Below are 23827 nucleotides of genomic sequence, written 5' to 3'. Positions count from 1 at the left end.
GCAGATATGATAGGTATCCGACTTGCGGACGGCACATATTATCCGGTGCTGGATGAATCAAGCCATGCTCGGAAGCGTTTTATTCTCACACCGGCGCATGAACACCAGAATTCGGTGCATGTGCTTTTTTATCATGCGGAAGATCAGTCGTTTTCCGATCCCCGGCCCATCGGCAGATTGGATCTCAATCAGCTTGCACCGGCGGATTCAGTTAATGAACAGGAGATATCCATCTCCATCGACGCCCAGGATGACGGGAAGCTGAATATATCTGCCCGTGATGAAAAGGGCGGCACTACCCGGGAAATAATGTTGAACAGTATTCCGGATGAGGAGAATATATTCAGCAATCAGGATTTTCATCCAGATGATGAACTTTCTCTTCCGGAACCCGGCGACTTTATCGGTGATAAGGAAGATATGGAAGCGCTTCATCGGGAGGCCGCTGTTCGGGGAGGAGTTCTGGACACGTCTGAACAGGATGACGGCTTCGGTGAATATTTCGATGAAGGTTCTGAACAGAGTTTTGATAATGAGCAGGATTCGGGAAATTCTTACGGGGAAGATGAAGAGGGGTTCGACAATGAAAATCATTTTGTTGAAACCAGGAAGGGAATCCGCCCCGGAGTACTGGCCGCCCTTGTTCTCATATTCACCGCGGCTCTCATCGGATTGAGTTTTCTGATTTTCAGTCTGATGAAAGGTGAGCCGGTTCCACCCCTTGAAGCCTATACCGATCATGTGAACGGGGCAGTGGTGAGAACCGTTCAGTCTGGCGGGCAGGATTCCGCCCTAAGGACAGACGGCAAACTGTGAACCAAACATGTAAAAATACCTGTTCATACAGCCATGTGACTTCAAACGGGGGTATGACCCGTATGCGGGAAAAGCTGGTTCCAAGCTGCCGATTAATCACCACTTGCCGGGGTATGACCCGTATACGGCAAAAGCTGGTTCTGGTTTTTTCAGTGATGCTGTTTTCCTTCCTTCTTTTATCATGCAGCTCTTCCTCCACACTTTGGGGAATGGATGCGGTGGAATTTTCCCGTCAGCTCCACAGCCAGGGGCCCGGGATGCTGGATAATCTCAGCCTCGACCCCGATGATTTGCGTTCTGCGGCTTCCAGCAGTCCCGGAGCAGGTTGGTATTTGGGGCAGCTATTTCAGGACTCCGGGAAGGAAGATGCCGCTCGCATGCTCTACCTCCTGGAATGGGAAAACGGGGAGGAGCTGTATGGGTTTCCCGCACTCCGTTCCCTGTTCGAATTGCTCCTTCAAAATTCGGAATATACAGAGATTGTGCGGATAAGCGACGGTTTACTCCGCCGGAAACCTCCATCTCCCCAGGAGTACGGATGGATCTACACCCACCGCTACGAGAGTCTTATCCAACTCAACCGTCCCGACCAGGCCATGGATGAACTGAATGCATTGCCCCACCAGGCCGGGGGAACCTCCCACAGCTTTCTCTACTACCGCAGCATATTGGCAGCCTTCACCGCCGACTATGAAGAGCTGGAAGAGCTTCTCACACCCTATCTGTTTATTTCCGACGCCCGCCTGGGTCATGGCCGGGTACTGGATATTCTTGAAAAGCGTTTTCCCCGCCGGGGAGTCCCCCCCTCCATAGAACCTTGGCTGAGGGCCAAGACCCTTGCTCTCAGGGGGGAATCCCGTGAGGTACTGGAGATATTGACTCCCCTTCTTGAGGATGGGGGGGAACGGGTGCTCAACTATGGTATGGAGAGACCGGATGAAGGGGTGACGGCCGATTATTTTTCCGCCGCCTTGGATCTCGCCCGTTCTTCCGCCGCCCGGCGAAATCCTGACACCGGGGAAGCTCTGAGATCTGCTCTCAATGTGCTTGAGGAATTTACAGAACGGCTTTCTTACCGCTCCGGATCTCCCCTCACCGAGGGTTTTGCGGTTCATGAGATGGGATTGGTGTACGGGGAATACCGGGCCCGGATCCTTTTAGAACTCGGACAGGCAGCCGAAGCATCCTCAATCCTTGAACCCTTGTTTTTTCACGCAAAAGAAATTCATGCTGCAGCCGTCTCGCTCCGGGAGGAAACCGGGGCCGCATACCGGGGCGCAGACCCGGTTATCCGCCTTTCCCTGCTGAGAGAACGGATGCTGTGGCGCTGGATAGACAGCCTTCAGCAACGCAGCGATGTGACCGTGGATGATCTGGTCCGCCCCTGGAGCTGGGTGCGTCACGGCGAATACTTTTTTGATATCGGTGACGAATATATCAGCAGACTGCTTCAGGAGGGCAGGTGGGACCGGGTGAATTCACTGGTGAATATCCTTCCCCGGGACCTGCAGCTCCGGTACGGCATTCCTGCTCTTGCAGTTCTTGAGTATGCCGCTGCACGGGGCGTATACACTATCCCCCCTCAGGCGGCGGTTGCTCGTCTCTCAGATATGGCCAATGATTCTCCCCTGCCTCTGTACAGTGGACTCATTGCCTCGTTTGCTCCACCGGCACCAGGGGCCGGGGAGTCCGTCGGACTGGAAAGCGGCATCCGGTCCGGGGAGTTTATGAGACTTCTTTTTCCCCACACCAGAAGCGTACCATATGATGTGAGTCAGATAGTGACCGGTGAATTGGAGGACCGGGAGCTACGCCGAAATCTCGAGCATCTCGGCGGATTTCTCCGCTTCGGAATGTACCCCCAGGCTGCAGCGTACCTGTCTGCCGCTGATCCGGGATTCGTCCCCGATCATCAGCAGCTGCTGAGCAGTGTGCGAACCGCGTACAGCGGAGGTAAGTGGTACCAGGGCATGCTGGTTCTGGAGACCGCTCTCAATCGCAGCGTGATGTACGCCCACGGTCTTCAACCCTGGATCGCCGCGGCAGGAGGAGAAGATGAGCTGTTGAAGCTTCTTTTTCCCCTGAGCTTTCCCTCTGAAGTGGAGGTTTCCGGCAGGCAAAACGCAGTGGATCCGCTCCTGCTGCAGGCGTTGATTCGGGAAGAGAGCCGCTTTAATCAACTGGCGGGCAGTCACGCCGGTGCGCTGGGACTGGGGCAGATCATTCCCGAAACCGGGGAAGATATTGCCCGAAGAATGGGCCTGGAAAATTATGAACTCTTCCGTCCTCGGGATAATATCAGCATGTCCGCCTACTACCTGGCATATCTCCAGACCCGTTTCTCCACAATCTGGGAAACCCTTGCTGCATATAATGCCGGCCAGGGACGGGTCGACCGATGGATTGCAGATCTGCCCGTTGATCTCTTGCCCGGATATCTTCTTCAACCGTTTATCCCTTTTGAAGAAACCCGAAACTATACCCGCAGGGTGATTGAAAGCTGGATGATCTACCGGGTATTGTATGAACAGCCGCAACAGGATTTACTGGAAAACATAATGTTTACCCGGATCCGGCCCCAGCGCTGATTCCCCGGGACCTTGGGAAGCCCCGGAAACATCGGAAACCCCGGAACCACGGAAGCCCTGGAAGCCCCGGGTCTGTGGGAAAACATCAATTACAAATGGAGACTATATGACTGCTATTCAGGCTGCCGCTTTCGGCCTCATTCAGGGACTCACCGAATTTTTGCCCGTTTCCAGCTCAGGTCATCTGGCTGTGCTGAAACGGATATGGGGGTTCGAAGATGTTTCTATTCTTTTTGATGTACTTCTGCATGTGGCAACCCTGGCTGCGGTGATCATCGTGTTCCGAAAGCGGATTTGGAAATTGATACTCAGTCTGATTCACCTGGCTGGCGGGAAAGCGGATGAAAATGACCGGGTGCACCTCAAGCTCATCCTCATGCTGCTTATTGCAACGTTCATAACCGCGGTGCTGGGTATTGGAATTGATCAATTCGTTCAGCCTGTTGTTAACATCAAGCTGGTTTCACTGCTTTTCATCGTTACCGCGGCAATTCTTATTTTCAGTTCTCTGGTAAAACCGGGAAACAAAGGGTACGGGGAGCTGGGGGTCCGGGAAAGCATTATTACCGGAGTTGCCCAGGGGATGGGTGTATTTGCGGGAATCAGCCGTTCGGGTATTACCATTTCTGCCGGGGTATTCGCCGGTCTGAACCGGGAAGAAGCCGGGGAATTCAGTTTTCTGCTGGCAATCCCGGCAATACTTGGAGCAGCACTGCTGAAAATTCCCGAACTCGGCGACCTGCAAAGCAGTATCGGGGGTATTCCCCTGATGTTGGGTATTCTGGCAGCGTTTTTCAGCGGGCTTGCCTCCCTCATTCTCCTTATGAAACTGGTTCGCAGCGGCAAGCTGTATTACTTCAGTCTGTATCTCATTCCACTTGGTATTGCAGGATTAATATTTCTCTGAATATCCGGCGATTCGGGCTTCTGAGGGCTCCGGCCTTCTCAGGGTTCCGGCTTCTGAGGGCTCCGGCCTTCTCAGGGTTCCGGGCCGTATTGCTCCCCGATTTTTCCAATGCTTCAGACAGACCGCCTTTCTTCCGATATTCTGAGTCAGGGAGGGAGGTGTATATGCGAGGTGTTTTTGAATCCAGGGTTCTTGGCGGTATACTCACGGTTCTCGGGGTATATCTGCTCATATCCACAGCCGGGGCTGTGTTTCCCCTATTGCAGGCGGGGTTTATTATCCGGTTGTTGGCTCTGCCCGGTGATTTTCTTTATTCATGGTTTTCTCTCATGGGTTTTTATCCCGGCGTATATCTGATCTATAACGGAGTACTCATTTCTCTGGGACAGGACAGCCCACGTTCCCTCTATGTGTCCAGCTTCGCTGTGCTGCCGGTGATCAGCTTCGCAGCATTTCTTCGGTTTCTCATTGATCCGGGGTTCGCCGATACCATGCTGGCTTCGGCAATGACCGGGAGTCTCGGAGTTCAGGCTTCTCTCTATATCTCCGGAATTCTCAGTGCAGCATTGACTCTGCTCACTCTCCGCCTTGCATTGCTCCCCGAGCTGGCCGCTGCCTCCGAGAAACGTGAGGAAGATATTGAGGATTTAGAAGAGCTGCCCCAGTCACTCCTCCCTGAGCCCGGCGGGGAAAACCCGCTTTTTGGTTCGGATAGGGGTTCTTCCAGGGTCGCGGTGAAAACCTCCCCGGGAAGCGCTGTAACCGCTGCCCGGGAATTTCTGAGAACAGAAATGAGCCGGTACCAACCGGCAGGAGAACAGCTGGATGACCCGGGTGAGTATCCCGCTGATACCGATTCGGATTACTCCTATGATCAGTCCCTCTGGCGGGAAGCGGAGGACACCCAGGTGGAAACGGGCTTCGGAACATCAACAGAATTCCAGAATGATGATGAAACTGAACCCAATGAACTATACGAGAAAGAATCTGTCGATTATGAAGTAGTTAGTAATGAATCTTTCGATAATGAACCCGACTATGACGATTATGAGCTCGACCATGAACCCGACTATGAAGTAATCCATCTGACTCTTGGCTCCAGAAGTGTGGGGGCAGCCGGTTCGGGGGAGCCCAGGATGGAATCGGGGGCGCAGAGGACACAGCCGCAGAGGACAGAGCCGGCGATGACAGAGCCCGGTGAATCGCCATCGGGTGAACCCGGGGCGTCACAGGCAATGGCAGCAGCAGAAGTCTCCGCCACAACTGAGGTGACAGATCCTCCAAGGATGGTGAACAATGATTCCCGGATATTCGAGACGGAAGAGCCGGCTGATGAAGAAGGTGAAGATACCCCGGACGACGATGATCTGCCGGTAAATGAGGATCTGCTTCCCCATGCCGAAGCCGAGCTCGAGCTGAACTTTTCCCGGAAGAACGCTCCCTATGAAATTCCCATTGATGGTGTTCTGAGAAGTCAGAGTTCCGAGTCCTACTGGGTGGTGGATGAGGCAACCAGCGACCAGGGTGAGGTGCTGCGGAACACTCTCCAGGAATTTGGAATTGAGGCGGAGGTAACCGGTATCCGGAAGGGTCCGGTGATCACCATGTTCGAGATCCTTCCCGCACCCGGGGTGAAGCTGAACAGAATAGTGAACCTTGCTGACAATATCGCTCTGAGTCTGGCCGCATCCAGCGTACGGATCGTTGCGCCTATCCCGGGCAAGCATGCAGTGGGAATTGAAGTTCCCAATAAACGTCGGCATCTTGTTACATTCTCTGAGATTCTGAAGGAAGACGAGTTCATGGAAGGCAATCATGGTATTCCCGTCGCCCTTGGTAAGGATATTACCGGGGATGCCCAGATTGTGGATCTGACAAAAATGCCCCATCTGCTGATTGCCGGGGCAACCGGAGCCGGTAAATCTGTGTGTGTGAACAGCATTATCTCTTCAATTCTGTACCGCCGGGATCCCGACGAGGTAAAGATGATGCTTATCGACCCAAAAATTGTTGAGCTGAAGTTCTACAATGATATTCCCCATCTGCTTACACCGGTGATCACCGATCCGAAAAGAGCCTTTCAGGCGCTTCAGTGGTGCCTTTACGAGATGGAGCGGCGCTACAGCCTGCTGGACGCCATGGCGGTACGGGATGTAAAGAGCTACAACAAGAAAATTGTGGACAAGAAGATTGCCACCACCAAGCTGCCCTATATTGTGGTAGTGGTGGATGAGTTCGCCGACCTTATGGCCACAAGCGGAAAGGAACTTGAGTCCACCCTTGCCCGCCTGGCTGCTATGAGCCGTGCAGTGGGCATACATCTGGTGCTTGCCACACAGCGTCCCTCAACAGATGTCATTACCGGCCTCATTAAAGCGAACATTCCCAGCCGCATCGCCTTTATGGTTGCCAGCAAGGTGGACAGCCGTATCATCATAGATAGCGGTGGAGCCGAGAAACTTCTGGGCAAGGGAGATATGCTGTTTACATCAGCCTGGGACCCCTTTCCCCAGCGTATGCAGGGGGCATTTCTGTCGGAAGATGAGGTGGAGACCATCGTCTCCCATGTTAAAGAGATGGGGAGTCCGGATTACATAGATGATGAAATCTTCTTCGAAGAGGACGAATCTGAAGTGATTCAGGGAGAATTGGATGATCCGTTGATGCAAAAGGCCATAGATATTGTATGTACTGCCAATAAAGCGTCGGCAAGCTATTTACAACGACGATTGAGTATAGGTTATAATAGAGCTGCAAGACTAATTGAAGAAATGGAAGATCTGGGGATCGTCGGTCCTCAGAATGGGTCGAAACCCAGAGAAATCCTCAAAAATAGGGATGTTATGTGAACGAGATCTCGCGGTCAAAGCGCTGGTTATACGGATCAGGTGATCTGAGCTTCAGTTTGGCCAATACTTCAATCGGCGCATATCTGGCCATCTATCTCACCGATGTGGTGGGAATTCATGCCAGCTTCGCAGCTATTATTATTCTTCTGGGAGGGGTGTGGGATGCGTTCACCGATCCCCTCATGGGTGTACTGTCGGACAGAACCAAGACGGCCATGGGGCGCAGGCGTCCATATATTCTTTTCGGGGCTATTCCCTATGGTTTGCTCTATGCCCTGATCTGGTGGCGCCCCGAATGGGCGGGGCAGGGCTTCAACAACCTCTTTTATCCCATCGTGCTCATTTTGTTCCAGTCGGCGTCAACCCTGGTGAACATGCCCTTTTTGGCGCTTACCCCGGAACTGAGCGCCGATTATGATGAACGCAACAGTCTTACCTCCAACCGGATGATCTTCTCAATTATCGGGTCTCTGCTGGCATTCACCATTCCCATTATGATTGTGGGAGAGTTTATCCCGGACAACGGAATGAAGGTGTGGATCATCGGGATCGTAACCGGGCTTATCACCATTGTCCCCTTTGTGCTCATCGGAAGCTTCATCCGGGAAAATCCCCGTAGGCGGAAGGAACATGCCATCCATCTGAATGTGTTTGCCTCCTTTAAAATCGTCAAAAAGAACCGGGCATTTCTCTGGGCACTGGGGCTTTTTCTGTTCAGCTGGCTTGCCATTGAGGTTGTACAGGCCTTGCTGATTTACTTTATTAAATACCGTCTGCAGATGCCCCAGAACTCTGATGTGATTATGGCTGCGGTATTCGTCAGTGCCCTCATCTCCCTTCCATTTTGGGATCTGCTGTCCCGGAAGAGTGATAAGCGGAAAAGCTTTATTTTCGGTACATCGTTTTGGCTGCTCATGCAGATAGTATTGGTGCTGTTCCGTCCTGCAACCCCTCTTCCTCTGATCGTCACCGTAGCCGCCCTTGCAGGTGTTGGGGTGGGAGCGGTTCATGTTTTTTCCTGGTCGATGATTCCTGACAGTATTGATGCCGGAGACCCTGAAGGAATGAGCCAGGAGGGTCTGTACTACTCTGTGGTGAGTTTCGCAAGAAAGCTTGCCAGTAAAGGTACGGTTTTCATGGTGCTGTTTATTCTCGGTCAGTCGGGGTACGAAGCAAATGCAGCAATACAGATTCAGTCCGCGGATAACGCCCTGGGTTTCATGATGGGGCCCCTGCCCACATTGCTTCTGGGGGTTGCGATTTTTTCCGCCTATAAGTATCCGGTGCGGCGTGAAACAATCAGGATTGCCGCCGATCCGCCGGCCGGACTGCCAAAGCCCCTTGCGGAACCGGTTCGAAGTAATGAGTCTGAAGAGGATTGAAAATGCTGGAAATCCGCAGGATTGATTTGACCAGCCGGAAAGAGCGCAAGCGTTTTCTGCTTTTTCCCCACAAGCTCTATGCTGAAGATCCCAATTGGGTTCCACCCCGTTTTCATGAGCAGATGCACACTTTGGATCCGTCAAAAGGAGAATTTTTTTTCCATGGAGAGGCCGAGTGTTTTATCGCCTCGGAAGATGGAAGAATCAGAGCAACGGTATGCGCGGCCGAAGATCATTATAAAAACCGGGTCACCGGTCTAAAGGATTGCGTATTCGGCTTCTTTGAGTATGAGAATGATCCCCTCCTTTTCGATGAATTGATATCCCATGTACGTAGCTGGGCCCTGGATCGGGGGCTGGACCGGCTCATCGGACCGTTCAATCTGGACTATGAAAACAATTACGGGCTGGTGGTTGAAGGTGAGGACCGCTTGCCCACCATGCTCTGTGCCTATACCAAGGACTACTACCTGCATCATATGCGGCGCTGGAAATTCCGCGAAGACCGGGGCCGGAATCTGGCCTTTGAGCTGGATCTGAGTACCCCCAATGGAGATATGAGGAAACTCTTTCGCCTGGGGGACCGGCTTCTGAACAGGAGCGATTTGAGGATCCGGGGAGCGAATTTTTCCGACTTCGATAACGAAGTGGAGCGGGTATATTATCTTATCAATAAGAGCCTGGCTCATATCCCGGATTTTAAACCCTGGAATAAGGCGGATCTTGCAAAGACTCTGAAGGAATTTAAAAGTTTTGCAGATCCGGAGCTGATCATGTTTGCCGAAATTCCCCGGGGAAGCGCCCTGAGCCGAAATCCGGAAAATCAGCCTCTGATCGGAGACTGGGAACCGGTGGGTTGGTTGCCAGGGCTTCCAAATATGAACGAATTCCTTGTAAAGACCGGGGGCTTAAGATATCCATGGCAGTTCCTGCAGCTGCTTTTCCAGATGCGTCGTCAGCCCGAATGCCTCACCATTAAGTCGGTTCTCATTCCCCCGGAGTACTGGGCCAAGGGGGTGAGCGTGGGGTTGTTCAGTCAAATGTTCCAGCTGGCCATCTCACGGGGCTATTCCCGGGTGGATTTATCTCTGACCTCAGAGAAAAACCCCTATACTCCCGATCTTGCCAAACGGATGGGTGCCCGAATGTACCGTGCATATCAGGTGTTTACCCTGGAGCTATAGTGTCGCGTGTTTGCTTTTTCCCGGCGCTTCAATTAGCGTATTCACTATGACAACGCCATTTAGCGGGGAAGCTATTTCTTTTCTCGGCAGCAGTGCTGCAATATTCTCAGTGCTGGCTTTAGGATACGCCGTGATTCAACACCATAGCTCCGGTGAAGCCTTTTGGTTGATGCAAAAGCTGAAAACCCCGCTATTTCTTGTGGTTGCCTTTTTGTCAATTCCGATTGCCCCCCAAATCGCCTCCGGTTTCAGGGCAGATGCCGCTGAAGCACTGGTGCTGTTGGCAGCCTACTTCGCAGGACTCCGTTCTGCAGTTTTTCTGGCTGTGGTTTTTTCCTTCATCAGGTTCTTTCTCTCAAGTGGAGTCTTCTCATTTTCCCTGATTCTGCCTCTGTTTATTGTTCTGATCTATCTTGCCGGGCGCTATGGGGCCCGACGCATACCGATTAAACCCCGGGGACTGGCAGCATTGATCAGGGAGCGGATGCGCAGCGGTTCGGAGATAATTCCCCTGTCTGCCCTGCTGATGCTTTCTGCCGCCGGCGCGGTAATGACCGCTCTCCGCTATCTCCTGATTCAAGCTGCCTTTGATCTTGAAGTATTCAGTACTCTGATCCTTCATTCGCTGCTCCTTTTCCCGTTGATGTTTCTTTATGGAGGATTTATGGGGATTTCCGATTCATCCCGCACGCTGCTGAAACAACAGCGAAGCAGAGAATTGGAATTTCAGCACCTGTTTGAATATGCACCCATACCGTTGTGGGAAGAGGATTACTCCCGGGCATACAACTACATTCAGAGTTTCGGCCCGGGACTGGAAGAAGGTCAGCTGGAGAAGATTATCTCCAATGTATCAGAATATTTTTCCCATATCCGCATTGTAAATATGAATCAACGTGCCGTAAGTCTGGCTGCTGCGGAAAGCAAGGAAGAACTGTTGAATCGTCTTGATGAAACCTTTCTTCCGGAAACTGCAAACTCGTTTATTCCCGAGATTGTGGCTCTGAGTGAAAATAGGATGAGCAGCACCACCCATTCACAGATCCAAAACCTGGAAGGGGAACGTCAGTTTGTAAAAATCCAGTGGAACGTGTTGCCGGAATTTGCCGGTAATTACCGCCGGGTGATCGTGTCATTTATCGACACTACAGAACTGATCCGTCAGGGTCAGCGTATCGAAGAAAGTATGCAAAAACGGAAAGTACTCATCAAGGAGATACATCATCGGGTACGTAATAGTCTTTCTATTGCATACAGTATTCTTGCAATGAAGACCGAAAACTTTTCTTCCGACGATGAGAGGCTGAGGATAACCCGGGTGCAGAACCGTATTCAAACTATAGCTCTTCTGCACACCCGTCTGTATATGGATAATGAGGTTCTGATCGTTCGGGTGCGTACATATCTTCAGGAGCTTATCCAGATGATCTGCTCTCCGTATTCAACGAGCGTGGATCTCCAGATACCGGATATTCAACTCTCCGTAGAGCAGCTGCTTCCCCTGGGGCTTCTCCTGGGTGAACTGATCTTTTCCCGGTTGACTCTCACCCATGTGAATGACGCAGTGGGGAAGGGGGGCGGGGTGTTAACGATCCGCAGCTATTTTCATGAGATTCACTGTGAGTTCAGCGATACGTTTTGCCCCTCGATACGGAATGAAGACTCCCGACCTGAGCCCGTCCCATCCGCAGTGGAGCTCATAATTATAGAAAGTCTCATTCTTCAGCTTCGGGGGCGTCTTTCAGAACGCATAGAACATGGTGTTCACCGTTACGATCTCTTTTTTCCTCTCAGGGAGGGTGTATGACCTTGCCCCGGGTTTTATTGGTTGAGGATGAAATTCTCATCCGGATGTATATGAAAAAACAGTTGGAAAAGCATGGGGTGTCTGTGGTTGCGGAAACCGGAGACAGCCGGGAGGCGGAGCAATTGCTTGTTTCCAGCGAGCCCGAGCTTGTTTTTTTAGATGTTCGTATTGAGGGGCCTATGAGCGGAACAGAGCTGGCCCGGATCATCCTTGATACATCTTCTGCTTCGCTGGTTTTTGTCAGTGCATATGAGCTGCCGTCACAACTCATACCCGGGGATGTACGGGTTTTGGGGGTGTATCAGAAACCTCTGGCGCAGAACTCAATCAAGGAAATACTGGAGAGGTGGAATGAATACATGGGATTTTCCTGATCTTCAGCAAGTGATGTACTTCGGCGGATACAATCTTATTCTGGCGGCAATTCTCGGTTTCGGAAGCTGGTATATTCTCCGCGTAAAGGGTCGCAGAGAACTCATAACCGCCCCGCATCTCTCCTCCATGGTTATAAGGGGAGTTCAGTTGTTTCTTTATGCGTTGTGTACGGCCCTCTCAGGACTGTACAGCATCTCCCTGGGACAGGAACCGGTGTTAAGCGGGGCGGTAAACCTTATTGCAGCCGCATCTGTTTTCGGCGGTCTTACTACAGGTATTGTCAGTTCCGTGTCTGCGGTACTCTTTTTTCCCCTGCCCCTGGTGGATGTGAGAGTTGCCGGACTTGGAGGATTGCTTCTTCTTCCTTTCATAATATGGCCCGTGTTTCATCGTAAGGGCCATGGAGCATGGCAACGGCATCTTTGGGCTGCTGCTGCATCCTCTATGTATCATATGTTGCTCAATGGGAGTTATTTTCTTGATTTTTCTCAGGGGACGATCCAGGTTTTCCGTTCGTTGATAATTCTTATACCGGTGAATTTGTTCGGATACGGGCTCCTGTATGTTTTTATGCGAATTCCCGAGGTGAACAGTTCTCTCATGGAAACTCTGACTAAACGTGAGGAAAACTACCGCCAATTGCTGGAGCATGCACCTGTTTCTCTCTGGGAGGAAGATTTTTCAGTTCTTGCAGAGTACATTCGCAGAAATCCCCGAACGTTTCACCTCCAAAATATGGAGAATATTATAGACAACGCATGGAGATACTTCTCCATGATTTCGGTTCTTTCTACGAATCGGGCAACCCTCCAGCTGCTGGGAGCTGAGAACAAGGAAGAGCTGGTGCGGCGGCTGCCGGAAACCAGCACCCATGAGTTTACCCATGCGCTTGCCCAGGAAATCATTGCGGTACGCGACGGCAAGCTGTTTTTTATGACCGGGACCCGTATACGGAATTTTCATGGTGAGCTGCTCAATGTGGTTCTTCAATGGAGCGTACTCCCGGGTTACGAAAAAAATTATGGAAGAGTGCTGGTTTCCATTATTGATATCACCCAGACTATCACCCAATCCAGAGAGCTCATGTTTGCAAACACCCAACAGGAAAAACTTATAGGGGAAGTACATCACCGAGTGAGGAACAGTCTGGCCATTGCCTACAGCATTATGGGTCTTGAGCTTGAAGAGATGGATTCGTCTCCGTTGAGGGAGCTCTATATTTCCAGCATGAACAGGATTCAAGCAATTGCTCTTATCCACACCAAGCTCTATAAAAACAAGGAGATTCTGGCCATGGATTTGGCGGAGTATCTGGAAGATTTGAAAGAAATCCTCACCACCCAGACTGCTGAAACTCGAATTCAATGCCGCCTTCAATGTCCCAGTCGGATGGTGCATATTGATCAGGTGCTGCCCCTGGGCATAATTCTGAATGAGCTTGTGATCAACAGCCAGAAACATGCATTCCCGGATAACCAGAAAAATCCCCGTATTACCATTGCTGTGGAATTCAGCGGAAATACCTGCGCCTTTCGCTATTCGGATAACGGAAGGGGAATGGATCCCGGGGTTCTGGAACGGGAAAGCACCGACTCGCTGGGAACAAGTCTGCTGAAATCCCTCAGCGGGCAGCTGGGGGGGGAGTTGAGCTATATGTACCGGGAGGGGTGGTCGGTATTTTTATTGGAGTTTCCCCTGGAAGAAATTTCAGCTCAGGAAGATCTCTCCTGATACGTTTCGAGCCAGTCAAGGAAGTTCCGGTAATTCGCCGAGACAGCCGTGAACTCTGTGTACCGTCTTCCGATATCCTCGATCATATGGGCATCGGAGTTGAAAAGGGGGGGGTACTGGGGGTAGGCCGGGATCAAGGGATTATTTTCACGGTACCATTCCAGACCGTGGTAGCGGTCATGGGGGATAAAGCCCAGCTGGCTTGTAAGACTGAAATTCGCCCGATCCACGTGGGCGGGAATGACCAGCCCTCCTCTGTTACGCACGTCCTGTACTAGCTCTGCCAGGGAGATATCTGTTGCGCTAATGAGCAGGTAATCAACGGTTCCCAGGATATTTTCATCCATATCCACGATCACCTGGTCGCCCATGCGCTCAGGATTCAGTGGAATTTGCTGAATTCGGGAGGAAACCAGGCGATCCATTTCAAGTGCCTGAGAAAGATGCTCAAAAATTGCCAGACAGTGGAGTTCCTCTGATGTGGTGATCTCCATCCCGTACATGCCTGTAATGCCTTCCCTGATGCATGCCTCATGGAATGCAGGGCAATTGGCTGCAGAATTGTGATCGGTGAGGGCGATGAGGTCCAATCCTTTCTTTACCGCTTCCCTGGCAATGGCTGAGGGAGAACTGTACAGGCTGCCGCAGGGGCTCAGACAGGAGTGAAGATGAATATCTGCTTTGAATAGTCGGCTTTCTTCCCGGGTCATGACGATAGCCTGCTGCAGCCGGTCAGACCGGGAAAAATGTTCGGTACAGCTTTCCGGACACGGTGAACTGATCTTCGCTGCTTCGGAATATGGCAATTCCTTCCTCTTGTGCAGCCTGGATCATGTCATCAGGTACTGGGCGGCTGTTGCAGATGATGATGCAGGGAGCACCGTAGAGGGCGGCGACTGCAACGGTGTTTTTATGGGACTGGATGGTAATGAGCGCCTGACCTTCCTGGGCGTTGGCCATTACATCGGACAAAAGATCAGAACAATAGGCTCCGTTGAGTTCCTGCAGATCCGCTTCCTGCTGGATGCTTTCACAATTTAGAAGCTCTGTAAGCCTGGTGAGCGGCAGATTCATGTTTCCTCCTCCTGCAGAGGCCCGTCCGCCGGGGGTGAATCCTCCAGCCTGAAGCCTGCATGTACAATCGTGCCTTCGGGGCAGGATTGAATATCGAATTCATCGGATACACGCCGTGCATTGGGTAGCCCCATTCCGGCTCCAAATCCAAGACTGCGTATCCATTCCGTAGCGGTTGAGTAACCTTCGGTGAGCGCTTGTTCAATATCCAGGATTCCCGGGCCACGATCTTCTGCGCGTATGAGAATCCGGTTCGGGGACATGGTAAAGCGAAGGCTTCCCCCTTCTGAATGTACAACCTGGTTCATCTCAAGTTCATAACTGGCCACCGCTATTCTTCGAATCAGTTTCCGTGAAAGCTCGGGGAAGCGGTTGCGCAGGAACTTCTTAATTTCGGTACTGGCCTTACCGGCTTCTTCAAAATCGAATTTCCGGGTCTGCCATTCCATGGCGACTCCGGGATCTCCCCGGGAATCACCGATGATCTGTCCGCCGCCGGCGGTTTCATGTTGATTTTGTGAATCGGGTTTCGTGCCGGTTCCGGTGCCGGTGCCGGTGCTGGTGGTGGGGAGGCTGTACAAAGAAGACTTGGGATGAAGTCTCCGCTGCTCCTCGATCCGTTCCAGTTCGCTGTTCATTTTCAGCAGAAGATGCACGATTATATCCCTGCTGGTAATAATTCCCACAAGTTCCCGCTCTTTGCTGAGTACGGGAAAGCGGCCGTAGCGGTACTTTTCCATGTATGAGATGGCAAAACTCAGAGGCATATCATCTTCCAGAACTATGAGATTTCTGCTCATCCGTTGTGCTGCGGGATCGTTAATGTACCCTTCACCCAAAGCCTGCATAATGTCATCCATGCTGACAATTCCCATCAGCCTGCGCCCGTCCACAATGGGCACTCCGGTAATCCCGTTCTCCTTCATCAGAAGCTGAATATGGCTGAGTCCGGTGTCCTTCCCGGCTGTGATCAGATGAGTATTCATTACATCACGGACCTTGAGGTCGAACATCATCTCTATGATTAGGGATGGACTCTCATCTGTGTCCAGCGGGAATCGGTTCATATCTGCCGCCCTTCCCGGCTTAATTCGGTTCCAAGAATATAGCAGACTTTAAACATGGGGTACGGGGTGCTGATCAGACTGATGTTGAATTCCTCGGCAAAATCCACGAGCCTTTTTTGGGGTTGTTTCCCGTTGACCAGAAGTACCGCCCGGGCCCCCACTATATCTGCGGTTCTGGCAACCTGATCCGAGGTAAGGCTGGTAATGAGAACGAAATTCTCCGAGTCCACGGTGAGTACATCGCTCATTAGATCGCTGGCAACAAAACTGTCGATGTCCGCTTCGTTATATGTAGTGCATCTGAAATAATGCTCTGCTTCAAGCAGTTCCAGAATGTGATGATATTTCATGTGTCGTCCTGAATCGTGTCCACATCATTCATGTTTATTAGGTAAAACAGATTTTCCAGTTCCAGACCGATATTCACAGTATGAACCGTGCAGTTTTTCGGGCAGTTGGGCCGGTCGCATTTTCCCTGGCATTTCAGCTCCACCGGGGTGAAGTTGAGCACGCCTCTGATTCCCGCCTGGAGCATCTGATCAAATACATCATTGGCCGCCGATTCGGGAACGGATATTATTGCCACCTCAATTTCGTTTTCCTTTACAAAGTTCTCCATCTCAGCCATGGGGAAAATGGGGATATGGGCTTCCCGATCGATTTTCTCCTCAGAAATGTCGAATCCTGCAATAATATTGATTCCTTCCTTCGGAAATTCCCGGTAGGCCATGAGAGCCTGGCCGATCCGTCCGCAGCCCGCCACGATGACCCGTTTGCTTTCCCTCTTGCCTAGCTGATCCTCAAGCTTCTGCATGAGTACGTCTATGTTATATCCGCCCCGTTTATTTCCGGTGATGTTTATTTGACTGAAATCTTTCCGAACCACCGCAGGTGTGACGCCAAGGGCATCTCCCAGGTTGTTGGAGAAGACATTCACGATACCCAGGGTTTTCAGCTTGCGCAAAACCCGCAGATATCGAACCATTCGCAGTATCATTCCCTTACTCAGTTTTTCAGGCATATGCTCACTCTTTTTTTGTATAATGTTATATAAATCACAATAAATTAAAACAATTATATATAGATGTGAAGGAAACATCAATTAAAAATATTGTGACTTTCTATTAATATGCCCGTTTTTAATATAGAAAGATATTGCACAACAAATCACTTGGTTGTACACTCTTGATCGTACCAGAAAGCATGAGAGATAGGTTCCCGCAACCCTTCTTCCTGGAGCTCCGGTTCCGGAGAGAAGGGGCTATCCTCTATATGAGAAACCCCCCGGATGAATTCTGCAAGTACCGGCAGAAGCTTTTTTCCGGGAGAGCATTTCTCATTGCGGATTGAAACCACACGGACGAGGAGGTTCCATGGCTGCTACGGCTGAAACTCTCGAAATAACTCCGGCTCTTCAGGAATTCGTTGACGAATGGAAGGAAAAGCCCGGAAACCTCATCATGATCCTGCATAAAACCCAGCAGGAATTCGGATATATTCCCCGGAAGATTGCCAAAGATCTGGCCAAAGAGCTGGATGTACCCCTGGCAAAAATCTACGGAGTAATTACATTCTACCATTACTTCAAGCTTGAGAAACCGGGAAAAAATATTATCTCTGTCTGCATGGGTACGGCCTGCTACCTCAAGGGTGGCAAGGATATTATTCAGGAATTTGAAAACCTCCTGGGGGTGGGAATTAATACCACCACCGATGACGGGGAATTCTCTCTTGAAGCAGTACGCTGTGTCGGATGCTGCGGCCTTGCTCCGGTGGTAACCGTGAACAACGAGGTTTACGGAAAGGTCGAAACCGAGGATCTTGCAGACATTATCGCCAAACATCGCGGCGAAACCGACGCATAGGCGGCCGGGAAAGCCCAATGCATTATCATCTGACCGATTATCTGATGGATCTGGTCCACAATGCAATTGAAGCGGGATCGGAATACATCATAGTGGATATTCATGAGGATGATGATAATGACGTTCTTGAGCTCACTGTCCGGGATAACGGCCCGGGCATGGATGAGGCCCTCATGCAGCGGGTGCTTGATCCGTTTTGTACCGACGGGAAAAAACATCCCGGAAGACGGATGGGGCTGGGGCTGGCGTTTCTGAAACAGCTGCTTGATATGACCGGAGGGACGTTCAGTCTCCGGTCTGAGCCCGGGGAGGGAACCCGGGTCCACTGCAGATTCAATCCGGGGCATATAGATTGTCCGCCCCTGGGAGATCTCAGCGGAAGCCTGATGGCCCTGTTCAGTTACCCGGGGTCATTTGAACTTGAACTGAACCGGAGTAGGGGAGACTTACAATACCGGGTGTACCGTTCCGAACTGCACGATGTGCTGGGAGGATTTGATGATCCCGAATCCCTGTCGCTCCTGAATCAATTTTTGGAATCACAGGAGGATTTCCATGGCGAAAATGACCCTTGAGGACCTTCGCAAGCTTCGCAATGAGAAGAAGCAGGAAATGGATATGCGGGACACCGCCAATAAAACCATCCAAATTATCGTGGGTATGGGAACCAGCGGGATAGCCGCTGGAGCCAAGGATACCCTGAAAGCCTTTACCGATGAACTTCAGCGACATTCCCTGACCCAGGTGAGTCTCCGCCAAGCGGGGAGTCTGGGATTGGATCATGCCGAGCCGGTTGTGGAGGTGAAAATGCCCCACATGCCCGACACCATCTACGGCAAAGTCAACCCTGAAGTCGCCCGTCAGATTATTCAACAGCACATTCTCGACAAGCAGTTGGTAAACGAACATGTATTCGATCGGCCTTCGGTGGATATTCTCGGCAAAGATGCAGATAAGGGGGCAAACTGATGGCGTTTAACCAGTACATTCTTGTCTGCGGCGGAACCGGCTGTGAGTCCAGCAAAGCGGATGATATTTACCAAAATCTGAAACAGAGTGCCCAAGAACATAAAGTGGATAAAGATGTCCAGATCGTGAAAACCGGATGTTTCGGATTTTGCGAAAAGGGTCCTATTTGCAAGGTGCTCCCCGACGAAAGCTTCTATGTTGAAGTGAAGCCTGAGGATGCCAAAGACATCATCGAAGAGCATGTTGTAAAGGGTCGGCAGGTTGAACGTCTGCTCTACAAAGAAGAGGGGCAGCATACCAAGAGTATTGAGAATATCAGCTTCTATCAGAAGCAGGTACGGATCGTGCTCCGCAACTGCGGATTTATCAATCCGGAAAATATCGCAGAATATATTGCCCGGGAAGGATACGCAGCACTGGATAAGGTGCTTTCCGAAATGAAACCCCAGGATGTGATTGAAGAACTGAAGGCTTCAAAAATCAGGGGGCGGGGCGGAGCCGGATTCCCCACCTGGAAAAAGTGGTCGGGCACCAAGGATGTGGACGCCGATCAGAAATATATTGTGTGTAACGCCGATGAAGGCGACCCCGGTGCGTACATGGACCGCTCGGTGCTGGAGGGAGACCCTCATTCGGTTCTTGAGGCCATGGCCATTGCCGGGTACACCGTAGGTGCAGACAAGGGTTTCATTTACATACGCGCCGAGTATCCCCTGGCCATCAACCGCCTGGAAATTGCAATAGCCCAGGCCCGGGAAATGGGGTTGCTGGGAGAAAATATTCTGGGTACAGACTTCAGCTTCGACATTGAAGTGCGTCTGGGTGCCGGAGCCTTCGTCTGCGGTGAGGAAACGGCCCTTCTTGCTTCCATCGAGGGAAACCGGGGGATGCCCGTTCCCCGACCTCCCTTTCCGGCGGTAAAGGGACTTTGGAATCAGCCCACAGTCATTAACAATGTTGAAACCTGGGCCAATATTCCGGTAATCATCAACCGTGGCGGAGAATGGTTTGCGGGAATCGGAACGGAAAAATCCACCGGAACCAAAGTTTTCGCCCTCACCGGGAAAATCAACAACTCCGGACTGGTTGAAGTTCCCATGGGAACTCCGCTGAAGGATATTGTTTATAACATCGGAGGCGGCATTCCCAAAGGAAAAGCATTCAAAGCGGTTCAAACCGGTGGACCTTCCGGTGGTGTAATCACATCCGATTACATCGATGTACCTATCGATTATGAGCATCTCATGGAACTGGGTTCCATTATGGGTTCCGGGGGAATGATCGTCATGGATGAGGACGATTGCATTGTGGATGTGGCCAAATTTTATCTTGGCTTCACCGTGGAAGAATCCTGCGGTAAGTGTGCTCCCTGCCGGATCGGCGGACGCAAGCTCTATAACATTCTGGACAGGATCACCAAGGGCCAGTCAAGCATGGAAGAGCTGGAAACCATCAAACAGATTGGACACGCCATGCGGCGGGCGAGCCTCTGCGGACTTGGGCAGACAGCCCCTAATCCCGTTCTTTCTTCCATGAAATATTTCGAGGATGAGTATCTGGCCCATATCAAGGACGAAAACTGTCCTTCTGGGGTTTGTAAGGACCTGGTTCATTATGAAATAGATCCGGAAAAATGTATCGGCTGCGGCCTCTGTGCCCGGAAGTGTCCGGTGAATGTGATCAGCGGTGAAAAGCGTCAGCCCTATGTCATCGATCAGTCGGGATGTATCAAGTGCGGGGAATGTTACAACGCATGTAAGTTCCAGGCCGTTCTGGTGAAATAAGCGGGAGGATAAACAACCATGGTAAATGTGAAAATAAATGGAATTGATGTGCAGGTCGAAGATGGAACCACCATTCTCGAAGCTGCAAAACAGAATCAGATCAAGGTTCCCACCCTGTGTTACCATCAGGATTTGGAACCATGGGCCGCATGTGGAATCTGTGTGGTGAAAACCGAAGGTTCTCCGAAGATGGTTCGTGCCTGTGCAACTCCGGTTCATGAAGGGGCGAACTATCTCACCCACGATGCGGAAATTGTAGAAGTCCGGAAAAGCGTTGTAGAGATGATCCTTTCCAACCATCCCGATGACTGCCTGTACTGTCCCCGGAACCAGAATTGCGAACTCCAGCGTCTTGCCCAGGAATTCGGGATCCGGGAACAACCCTTCGAAAAGAATCTCCGGGAACTGCCGGTTGACGATTCCACGCCTTCCATTATTCTGGATTCGGAAAAATGTGTGCTCTGCGGTCGTTGCGCCAAGGTCTGCCAGGATATGCAGAATGTATGGGCCCTGGAGTTTATCGGACGAGGGGATGAAACCCGTATTGCGGGAGCGGGAGATATTCAACTGAGCGAAACCCCCTGTATTAAGTGCGGTCAGTGCTCAGCCCATTGTCCCGTAGGAGCCATCTACGAAAACAGCCAATGCGGAAACGTATGGAATGAACTGCGGAGTACCGATAAACATGTGGTGGTTCAGGTGGCACCCGCAGTGCGCGTCGCAATCGGAGAGGCGTTCGGAAATGAACCGGGAACCATCATGACAGGCCAGATGTACACTGCTTTGCGGAAAATGGGCTTCGATGCCATATTCGACACTAACTTTGCCGCGGACCTGACCATTATGGAGGAAGCAACAGAGTTTGTATCCCGTTTCACCAAAGGTGAGACCCTCCCGCTGATCACCACATGCTGCCCAAGCTGGGTGGATTATCTGGAAAAATACTATTCCGAAATGATTCCCCACTTTTCCACCGCCAAGAGTCCCCAGATGATGATGGCATCCATGATCAAGAGTTACTATGCGGATCAGAAGGGAATTAAGCCTGAAGATATCACCGTGGTGAGCATTATGCCCTGCACCTCTAAAAAATATGAGATCACCCGGGACGATCATATGTTCTCAACGGGAATTCAGGACTGTGATTATGTGCTTACCACACGGGAATTCAGCCGGATGATCAAGCAGGCGGGAATCGATTTTAACAGTTTGCCCGAAGAAGAAGCCGACAATCCTTTAGGAATGTACACCGGAGCGGGAACCATTTTCGGTGCTTCAGGCGGAGTAATGGAAGCAGCCCTGCGTAGTGCCTACCATATGGTGACCGGCGAGGACCTTGAGCAGGTGGACTTTCAGGCAGTGCGGGGTATCGAAGGTATTAAAGAAGCTGAGATTGATATTAAGGGAACCAAGGTACGGGTTGCCGTGGCCCATCAGATGGGAAATATTGAAGAAGTTCTCAGAAGGGTGAAAAAGGCCCAGGCTGAAGGCGGCGAAATTCCCTACCATTTTATTGAAGTAATGGCATGCCGGGGCGGTTGTATTGCGGGCGGCGGTCAGCCTTACGGTGCCACCGACGAAATACGGCAAAAGCGGATTGACGGGTTGTATGCGGATGATACCAAGCAGAAGATCCGTATGAGCCATCAAAATCCATATATCCAGAAAATTTACAGTGATTTTCTTGATAAACCGGGCAGTGAAAAGGCTCACAAATTTCTGCACACCCACTATACTCCCCGTCCGATTTATCAGAAATAAAGACCAGTATTCCTCCTTGTATTCTCGGCGGGGCACATGCCCCGCCGTTTTTTTTTCTTTATGATGGTGCAAGAAGGTTTTCGTCCTTTCAAACCCATGATTTTCCTGTAAATATCCTTTACACTATGATTATGACAACGCAGTTCAGCATCGTCAGCCGGAGAATCTAAGCATGGAATTACGGGAAATTCAGGCCTATTTAGAAGAAAAGAATACTGACTCCAACACTCTGAGGACCGAGCTGGCACAATTGGTGAAGGCATACCGTAGACAGGCTGAACGTGAACAAAAGTTGAAGAATGAGCTCAAGGGCGAGCGGGAGGAAAACCGCAGGCTAATTCATCTGTCATCCATCCATCCGGATACCATGCTTCCCCTCTACCGGGAATATCTCAAAGATATGAACATTCTCCTGGAAGGCCTTGATCCACGGGTGAATAGCTTTGCCCTGGTGCACTTCATGATTAAGGATCATACGGATCAGCAGTACAGTTCCTACAATATTCGAAAGCCCCTGATGTTCAAAACCGTAATGAAACTGCAGGACCTGTTGTTGAAAGGGGAAACCCTTTATCAGGGAGAGCGCCTGGAGGATTTGATTCTGTATGTACCGGCTCTTGAAAAAGAGGAGTTTCTCAAGGATAGGCTCCTTACCCGATTCCTTCCGGTAATCAGTGCCCGTCATCAGACTGGTAGCGGAGAGCTTCAATTTGACTGTCATATGGGAATGGTGAGGTACCCGGATCACGGGAAGACTCTCAATGATCTGAATTCAAACCTTGAGTTTGCCCTCCAGCGGGCTGTGCGAGGAAAACAGAGCCTAATTCAGTACGATGCTGAAATTGGAGAGACCCAAAGGACCAATCTTCTTATCCAGAGAGACTTGAGAAAGGAAAAAGAGGAAAGCTTTGGAGGGCTTGAACTGCGCTACCAACCCTTTGTAAACGGGGACAACAGGGTTGTAGGCTGTGAGAGTCTGGTGAGGTGGAACCATCCGGAGTTCGGATTTATTTCACCGGAGAAATTTATTCGGATATCCGAGCAGACCGGAGATATCAAAATGCTCGGCCGCTGGATACTCTACCAGGCCCTTCAGGATCTGAAGGGTTGGATGAAACATGAGGTGGAAGATATCTATGTATCGGTGAACCTTTCACCTGTTCAGTTCACCCACAAAGGATTGTCGGATGAGATTATCAGAATGATGAAGGCCATCGGGCTGGAGGGAAGATATCTAAAACTTGAAATTACCGAGGGTGCCATTATGGCGGATCCCGAAGAATCCACGGAAATAATTAAAAATCTACAGGAACACGGAATTCGAATTGCCATAGATGATTTCGGTACGGGATACTCTTCCCTGAATTATCTTATGAATCTGCCGATAAATACCCTGAAACTCGATAAGTCTTTCGTGGATGATGTGTTGAATAACAGCCGGAATCAGGAGGTTGTTCGAAGCATCATTAATCTCGGGGACAGCTTAGGAATGGAACTGCTTGCTGAAGGCGTGGAAAGTAAAGAACAAAAGGAATATCTGTTTTCCCAGGGTGTTCAGTATATCCAGGGATATTATTACTCACCCCCTGTTACGGCTGGTGAATTTGAAAAAATTATCAGCCACAGGGAGTATTTTCAGGGCAAATGAGGAATCTGCGGAATGTCCCG

The 23827-nt window shown here is 50.8% G+C and carries 20 protein-coding genes; 15 read left to right on the top strand and 5 right to left on the bottom strand.

Translation table 11 applies throughout. The features are described 5' to 3' along the window. Positions 1 to 6 precede the first annotated feature (6 nt). The 9 genes from AC52PS_RS11615 (at position 7) to AC52PS_RS11575 (ending at position 13639) form a co-directional block, all read left to right on the top strand. Complete coding sequence (locus AC52PS_RS11615; RefSeq protein WP_495563234.1) at positions 7 to 816, top strand: Hsp70 family protein; 810 nt, start codon at positions 7 to 9, stop codon at positions 814 to 816. Positions 817 to 929: 113 nt separating this feature from the next. Then, entirely contained in the window at positions 930 to 3404 is a 2475-nt protein-coding gene (locus AC52PS_RS11610; RefSeq protein ID WP_495563233.1) for a flagellar assembly lytic transglycosylase, read from the top strand. 106 nt (positions 3405 to 3510) lie between these two features. After that, a complete protein-coding gene (locus AC52PS_RS11605; protein ID WP_495563232.1) occupies positions 3511 to 4311 on the top strand; it encodes an undecaprenyl-diphosphate phosphatase in 801 nt (266 codons plus the stop codon). A 164-nt stretch (positions 4312 to 4475) separates the two neighbouring features. Continuing rightward, entirely contained in the window at positions 4476 to 7160 is a 2685-nt protein-coding gene (locus AC52PS_RS11600) for a DNA translocase FtsK (RefSeq protein ID WP_495563231.1), read from the top strand. Further along, a complete protein-coding gene (locus tag AC52PS_RS11595) occupies positions 7157 to 8542 on the top strand; it encodes an MFS transporter (protein ID WP_495563230.1) in 1386 nt (461 codons plus the stop codon). Before AC52PS_RS11600 ends, AC52PS_RS11595 begins: the two co-directional genes overlap by 4 nt. Before the next feature lie 2 nt (positions 8543 to 8544). Then, complete coding sequence (locus AC52PS_RS11590; protein ID WP_495563229.1) at positions 8545 to 9726, top strand: hypothetical protein; 1182 nt, start codon at positions 8545 to 8547, stop codon at positions 9724 to 9726. A 46-nt stretch (positions 9727 to 9772) separates the two neighbouring features. Further along, positions 9773 to 11533, top strand: coding sequence for a histidine kinase dimerization/phosphoacceptor domain -containing protein (locus tag AC52PS_RS11585; RefSeq protein ID WP_495563228.1), 1761 nt, complete (start codon positions 9773 to 9775; stop codon positions 11531 to 11533). Then, positions 11530 to 11907 (top strand): response regulator, encoded by a 378-nt coding sequence (locus AC52PS_RS11580; protein ID WP_495563227.1) that lies wholly within the window; start codon positions 11530 to 11532, stop codon positions 11905 to 11907. The genes AC52PS_RS11585 and AC52PS_RS11580 overlap by 4 nt, the downstream gene beginning before the upstream one ends. Then, on the top strand, positions 11885 to 13639 hold the full coding sequence (locus AC52PS_RS11575; protein ID WP_495563226.1) for a sensor histidine kinase: 1755 nt from the start codon (positions 11885 to 11887) through the stop codon (positions 13637 to 13639). The genes AC52PS_RS11580 and AC52PS_RS11575 overlap by 23 nt, the downstream gene beginning before the upstream one ends. Here AC52PS_RS11575 and AC52PS_RS11570 read toward each other — a convergent pair. From AC52PS_RS11570 to AC52PS_RS11550, 5 genes are read right to left on the bottom strand one after another with little or no spacing between them, the layout of a single operon-like run. Further along, the gene (locus AC52PS_RS11570; protein WP_495563225.1) at positions 13621 to 14349 is read right to left on the bottom strand and encodes a PHP domain-containing protein; all 729 of its coding nucleotides are present in this window, start codon (positions 14347 to 14349) and stop codon (positions 13621 to 13623) included. The genes AC52PS_RS11575 and AC52PS_RS11570 overlap by 19 nt on opposite strands. Before the next feature lie 22 nt (positions 14350 to 14371). Further along, complete coding sequence (locus AC52PS_RS11565) at positions 14372 to 14713, bottom strand: DRTGG domain-containing protein (protein WP_495563224.1); 342 nt, start codon at positions 14711 to 14713, stop codon at positions 14372 to 14374. Beyond that, a complete protein-coding gene (locus AC52PS_RS11560; RefSeq protein ID WP_495563223.1) occupies positions 14710 to 15780 on the bottom strand; it encodes a CBS domain-containing protein in 1071 nt (356 codons plus the stop codon). Before AC52PS_RS11560 ends, AC52PS_RS11565 begins: the two co-directional genes overlap by 4 nt. Next, positions 15777 to 16130, bottom strand: coding sequence for a hypothetical protein (locus AC52PS_RS11555; protein WP_495563222.1), 354 nt, complete (start codon positions 16128 to 16130; stop codon positions 15777 to 15779). Before AC52PS_RS11555 ends, AC52PS_RS11560 begins: the two co-directional genes overlap by 4 nt. Beyond that, entirely contained in the window at positions 16127 to 16801 is a 675-nt protein-coding gene (locus AC52PS_RS11550; RefSeq protein ID WP_495563221.1) for a redox-sensing transcriptional repressor Rex, read from the bottom strand. Before AC52PS_RS11550 ends, AC52PS_RS11555 begins: the two co-directional genes overlap by 4 nt. A gap of 352 nt (positions 16802 to 17153) precedes the next feature. On the opposite strand from AC52PS_RS11550, the gene AC52PS_RS11545 reads away from it, so the two are divergent. The 6 genes from AC52PS_RS11545 to AC52PS_RS11520 all read left to right on the top strand — a co-directional run bounded on the left by AC52PS_RS11545 (position 17154) and on the right by AC52PS_RS11520 (position 23807). Beyond that, complete coding sequence (locus AC52PS_RS11545) at positions 17154 to 17645, top strand: NADH-quinone oxidoreductase subunit NuoE family protein (RefSeq protein WP_495563220.1); 492 nt, start codon at positions 17154 to 17156, stop codon at positions 17643 to 17645. A 17-nt stretch (positions 17646 to 17662) separates the two neighbouring features. Then, positions 17663 to 18220 (top strand): ATP-binding protein, encoded by a 558-nt coding sequence (locus AC52PS_RS11540; RefSeq protein ID WP_495563219.1) that lies wholly within the window; start codon positions 17663 to 17665, stop codon positions 18218 to 18220. Further along, complete coding sequence (locus AC52PS_RS11535) at positions 18201 to 18614, top strand: (2Fe-2S) ferredoxin domain-containing protein (RefSeq protein WP_495563218.1); 414 nt, start codon at positions 18201 to 18203, stop codon at positions 18612 to 18614. Before AC52PS_RS11540 ends, AC52PS_RS11535 begins: the two co-directional genes overlap by 20 nt. Beyond that, complete coding sequence (locus tag AC52PS_RS11530) at positions 18614 to 20398, top strand: NADH-ubiquinone oxidoreductase-F iron-sulfur binding region domain-containing protein (RefSeq protein WP_495563217.1); 1785 nt, start codon at positions 18614 to 18616, stop codon at positions 20396 to 20398. Before AC52PS_RS11535 ends, AC52PS_RS11530 begins: the two co-directional genes overlap by 1 nt. A gap of 18 nt (positions 20399 to 20416) precedes the next feature. After that, positions 20417 to 22159: an NADH-dependent [FeFe] hydrogenase, group A6 gene (locus tag AC52PS_RS11525; RefSeq protein WP_495563216.1), complete on the top strand. Its 1743-nt coding sequence runs from the start codon at positions 20417 to 20419 to the stop codon at positions 22157 to 22159. Between the two features lie 172 nt (positions 22160 to 22331). Beyond that, positions 22332 to 23807 (top strand): putative bifunctional diguanylate cyclase/phosphodiesterase, encoded by a 1476-nt coding sequence (locus AC52PS_RS11520; protein ID WP_495563215.1) that lies wholly within the window; start codon positions 22332 to 22334, stop codon positions 23805 to 23807. The last annotated feature ends 20 nt before the right edge of the window (positions 23808 to 23827 follow it).

It is taken from the genome of Salinispira sp. (genome assembly GCF_059431795.1).
Note: the sequence above shows the minus strand (reverse complement) of the source record. Positions and strands in the feature narration are given on the sequence as shown.

Bases quoted from the DNA above. Each gene is read 5' to 3' on its own strand.
- AC52PS_RS11615 (WP_495563234.1), top strand. From the start codon at position 7: ATGATAGGTATCCGACTTGCGGACGGCACATATTATCCGGTGCTGGAT.
- AC52PS_RS11610 (WP_495563233.1), top strand. From the start codon at position 930: ATGACCCGTATACGGCAAAAGCTGGTTCTGGTTTTTTCAGTGATGCTG.
- AC52PS_RS11605 (WP_495563232.1), top strand. From the start codon at position 3,511: ATGACTGCTATTCAGGCTGCCGCTTTCGGCCTCATTCAGGGACTCACC.
- AC52PS_RS11600 (WP_495563231.1), top strand. From the start codon at position 4,476: ATGCGAGGTGTTTTTGAATCCAGGGTTCTTGGCGGTATACTCACGGTT.
- AC52PS_RS11590 (WP_495563229.1), top strand. From the start codon at position 8,545: ATGCTGGAAATCCGCAGGATTGATTTGACCAGCCGGAAAGAGCGCAAG.
- AC52PS_RS11585 (WP_495563228.1), top strand. From the start codon at position 9,773: ATGACAACGCCATTTAGCGGGGAAGCTATTTCTTTTCTCGGCAGCAGT.
- AC52PS_RS11580 (WP_495563227.1), top strand. From the start codon at position 11,530: ATGACCTTGCCCCGGGTTTTATTGGTTGAGGATGAAATTCTCATCCGG.
- AC52PS_RS11575 (WP_495563226.1), top strand. From the start codon at position 11,885: ATGAATACATGGGATTTTCCTGATCTTCAGCAAGTGATGTACTTCGGC.
- AC52PS_RS11570 (WP_495563225.1), bottom strand. From the start codon at position 14,349: ATGACCCGGGAAGAAAGCCGACTATTCAAAGCAGATATTCATCTTCAC.
- AC52PS_RS11565 (WP_495563224.1), bottom strand. From the start codon at position 14,713: ATGAATCTGCCGCTCACCAGGCTTACAGAGCTTCTAAATTGTGAAAGC.
- AC52PS_RS11560 (WP_495563223.1), bottom strand. From the start codon at position 15,780: ATGAACCGATTCCCGCTGGACACAGATGAGAGTCCATCCCTAATCATA.
- AC52PS_RS11555 (WP_495563222.1), bottom strand. From the start codon at position 16,130: ATGAAATATCATCACATTCTGGAACTGCTTGAAGCAGAGCATTATTTC.
- AC52PS_RS11550 (WP_495563221.1), bottom strand. From the start codon at position 16,801: ATGCCTGAAAAACTGAGTAAGGGAATGATACTGCGAATGGTTCGATAT.
- AC52PS_RS11545 (WP_495563220.1), top strand. From the start codon at position 17,154: ATGGCTGCTACGGCTGAAACTCTCGAAATAACTCCGGCTCTTCAGGAA.
- AC52PS_RS11540 (WP_495563219.1), top strand. From the start codon at position 17,663: ATGCATTATCATCTGACCGATTATCTGATGGATCTGGTCCACAATGCA.
- AC52PS_RS11535 (WP_495563218.1), top strand. From the start codon at position 18,201: ATGGCGAAAATGACCCTTGAGGACCTTCGCAAGCTTCGCAATGAGAAG.
- AC52PS_RS11530 (WP_495563217.1), top strand. From the start codon at position 18,614: ATGGCGTTTAACCAGTACATTCTTGTCTGCGGCGGAACCGGCTGTGAG.
- AC52PS_RS11525 (WP_495563216.1), top strand. From the start codon at position 20,417: ATGGTAAATGTGAAAATAAATGGAATTGATGTGCAGGTCGAAGATGGA.
- AC52PS_RS11520 (WP_495563215.1), top strand. From the start codon at position 22,332: ATGGAATTACGGGAAATTCAGGCCTATTTAGAAGAAAAGAATACTGAC.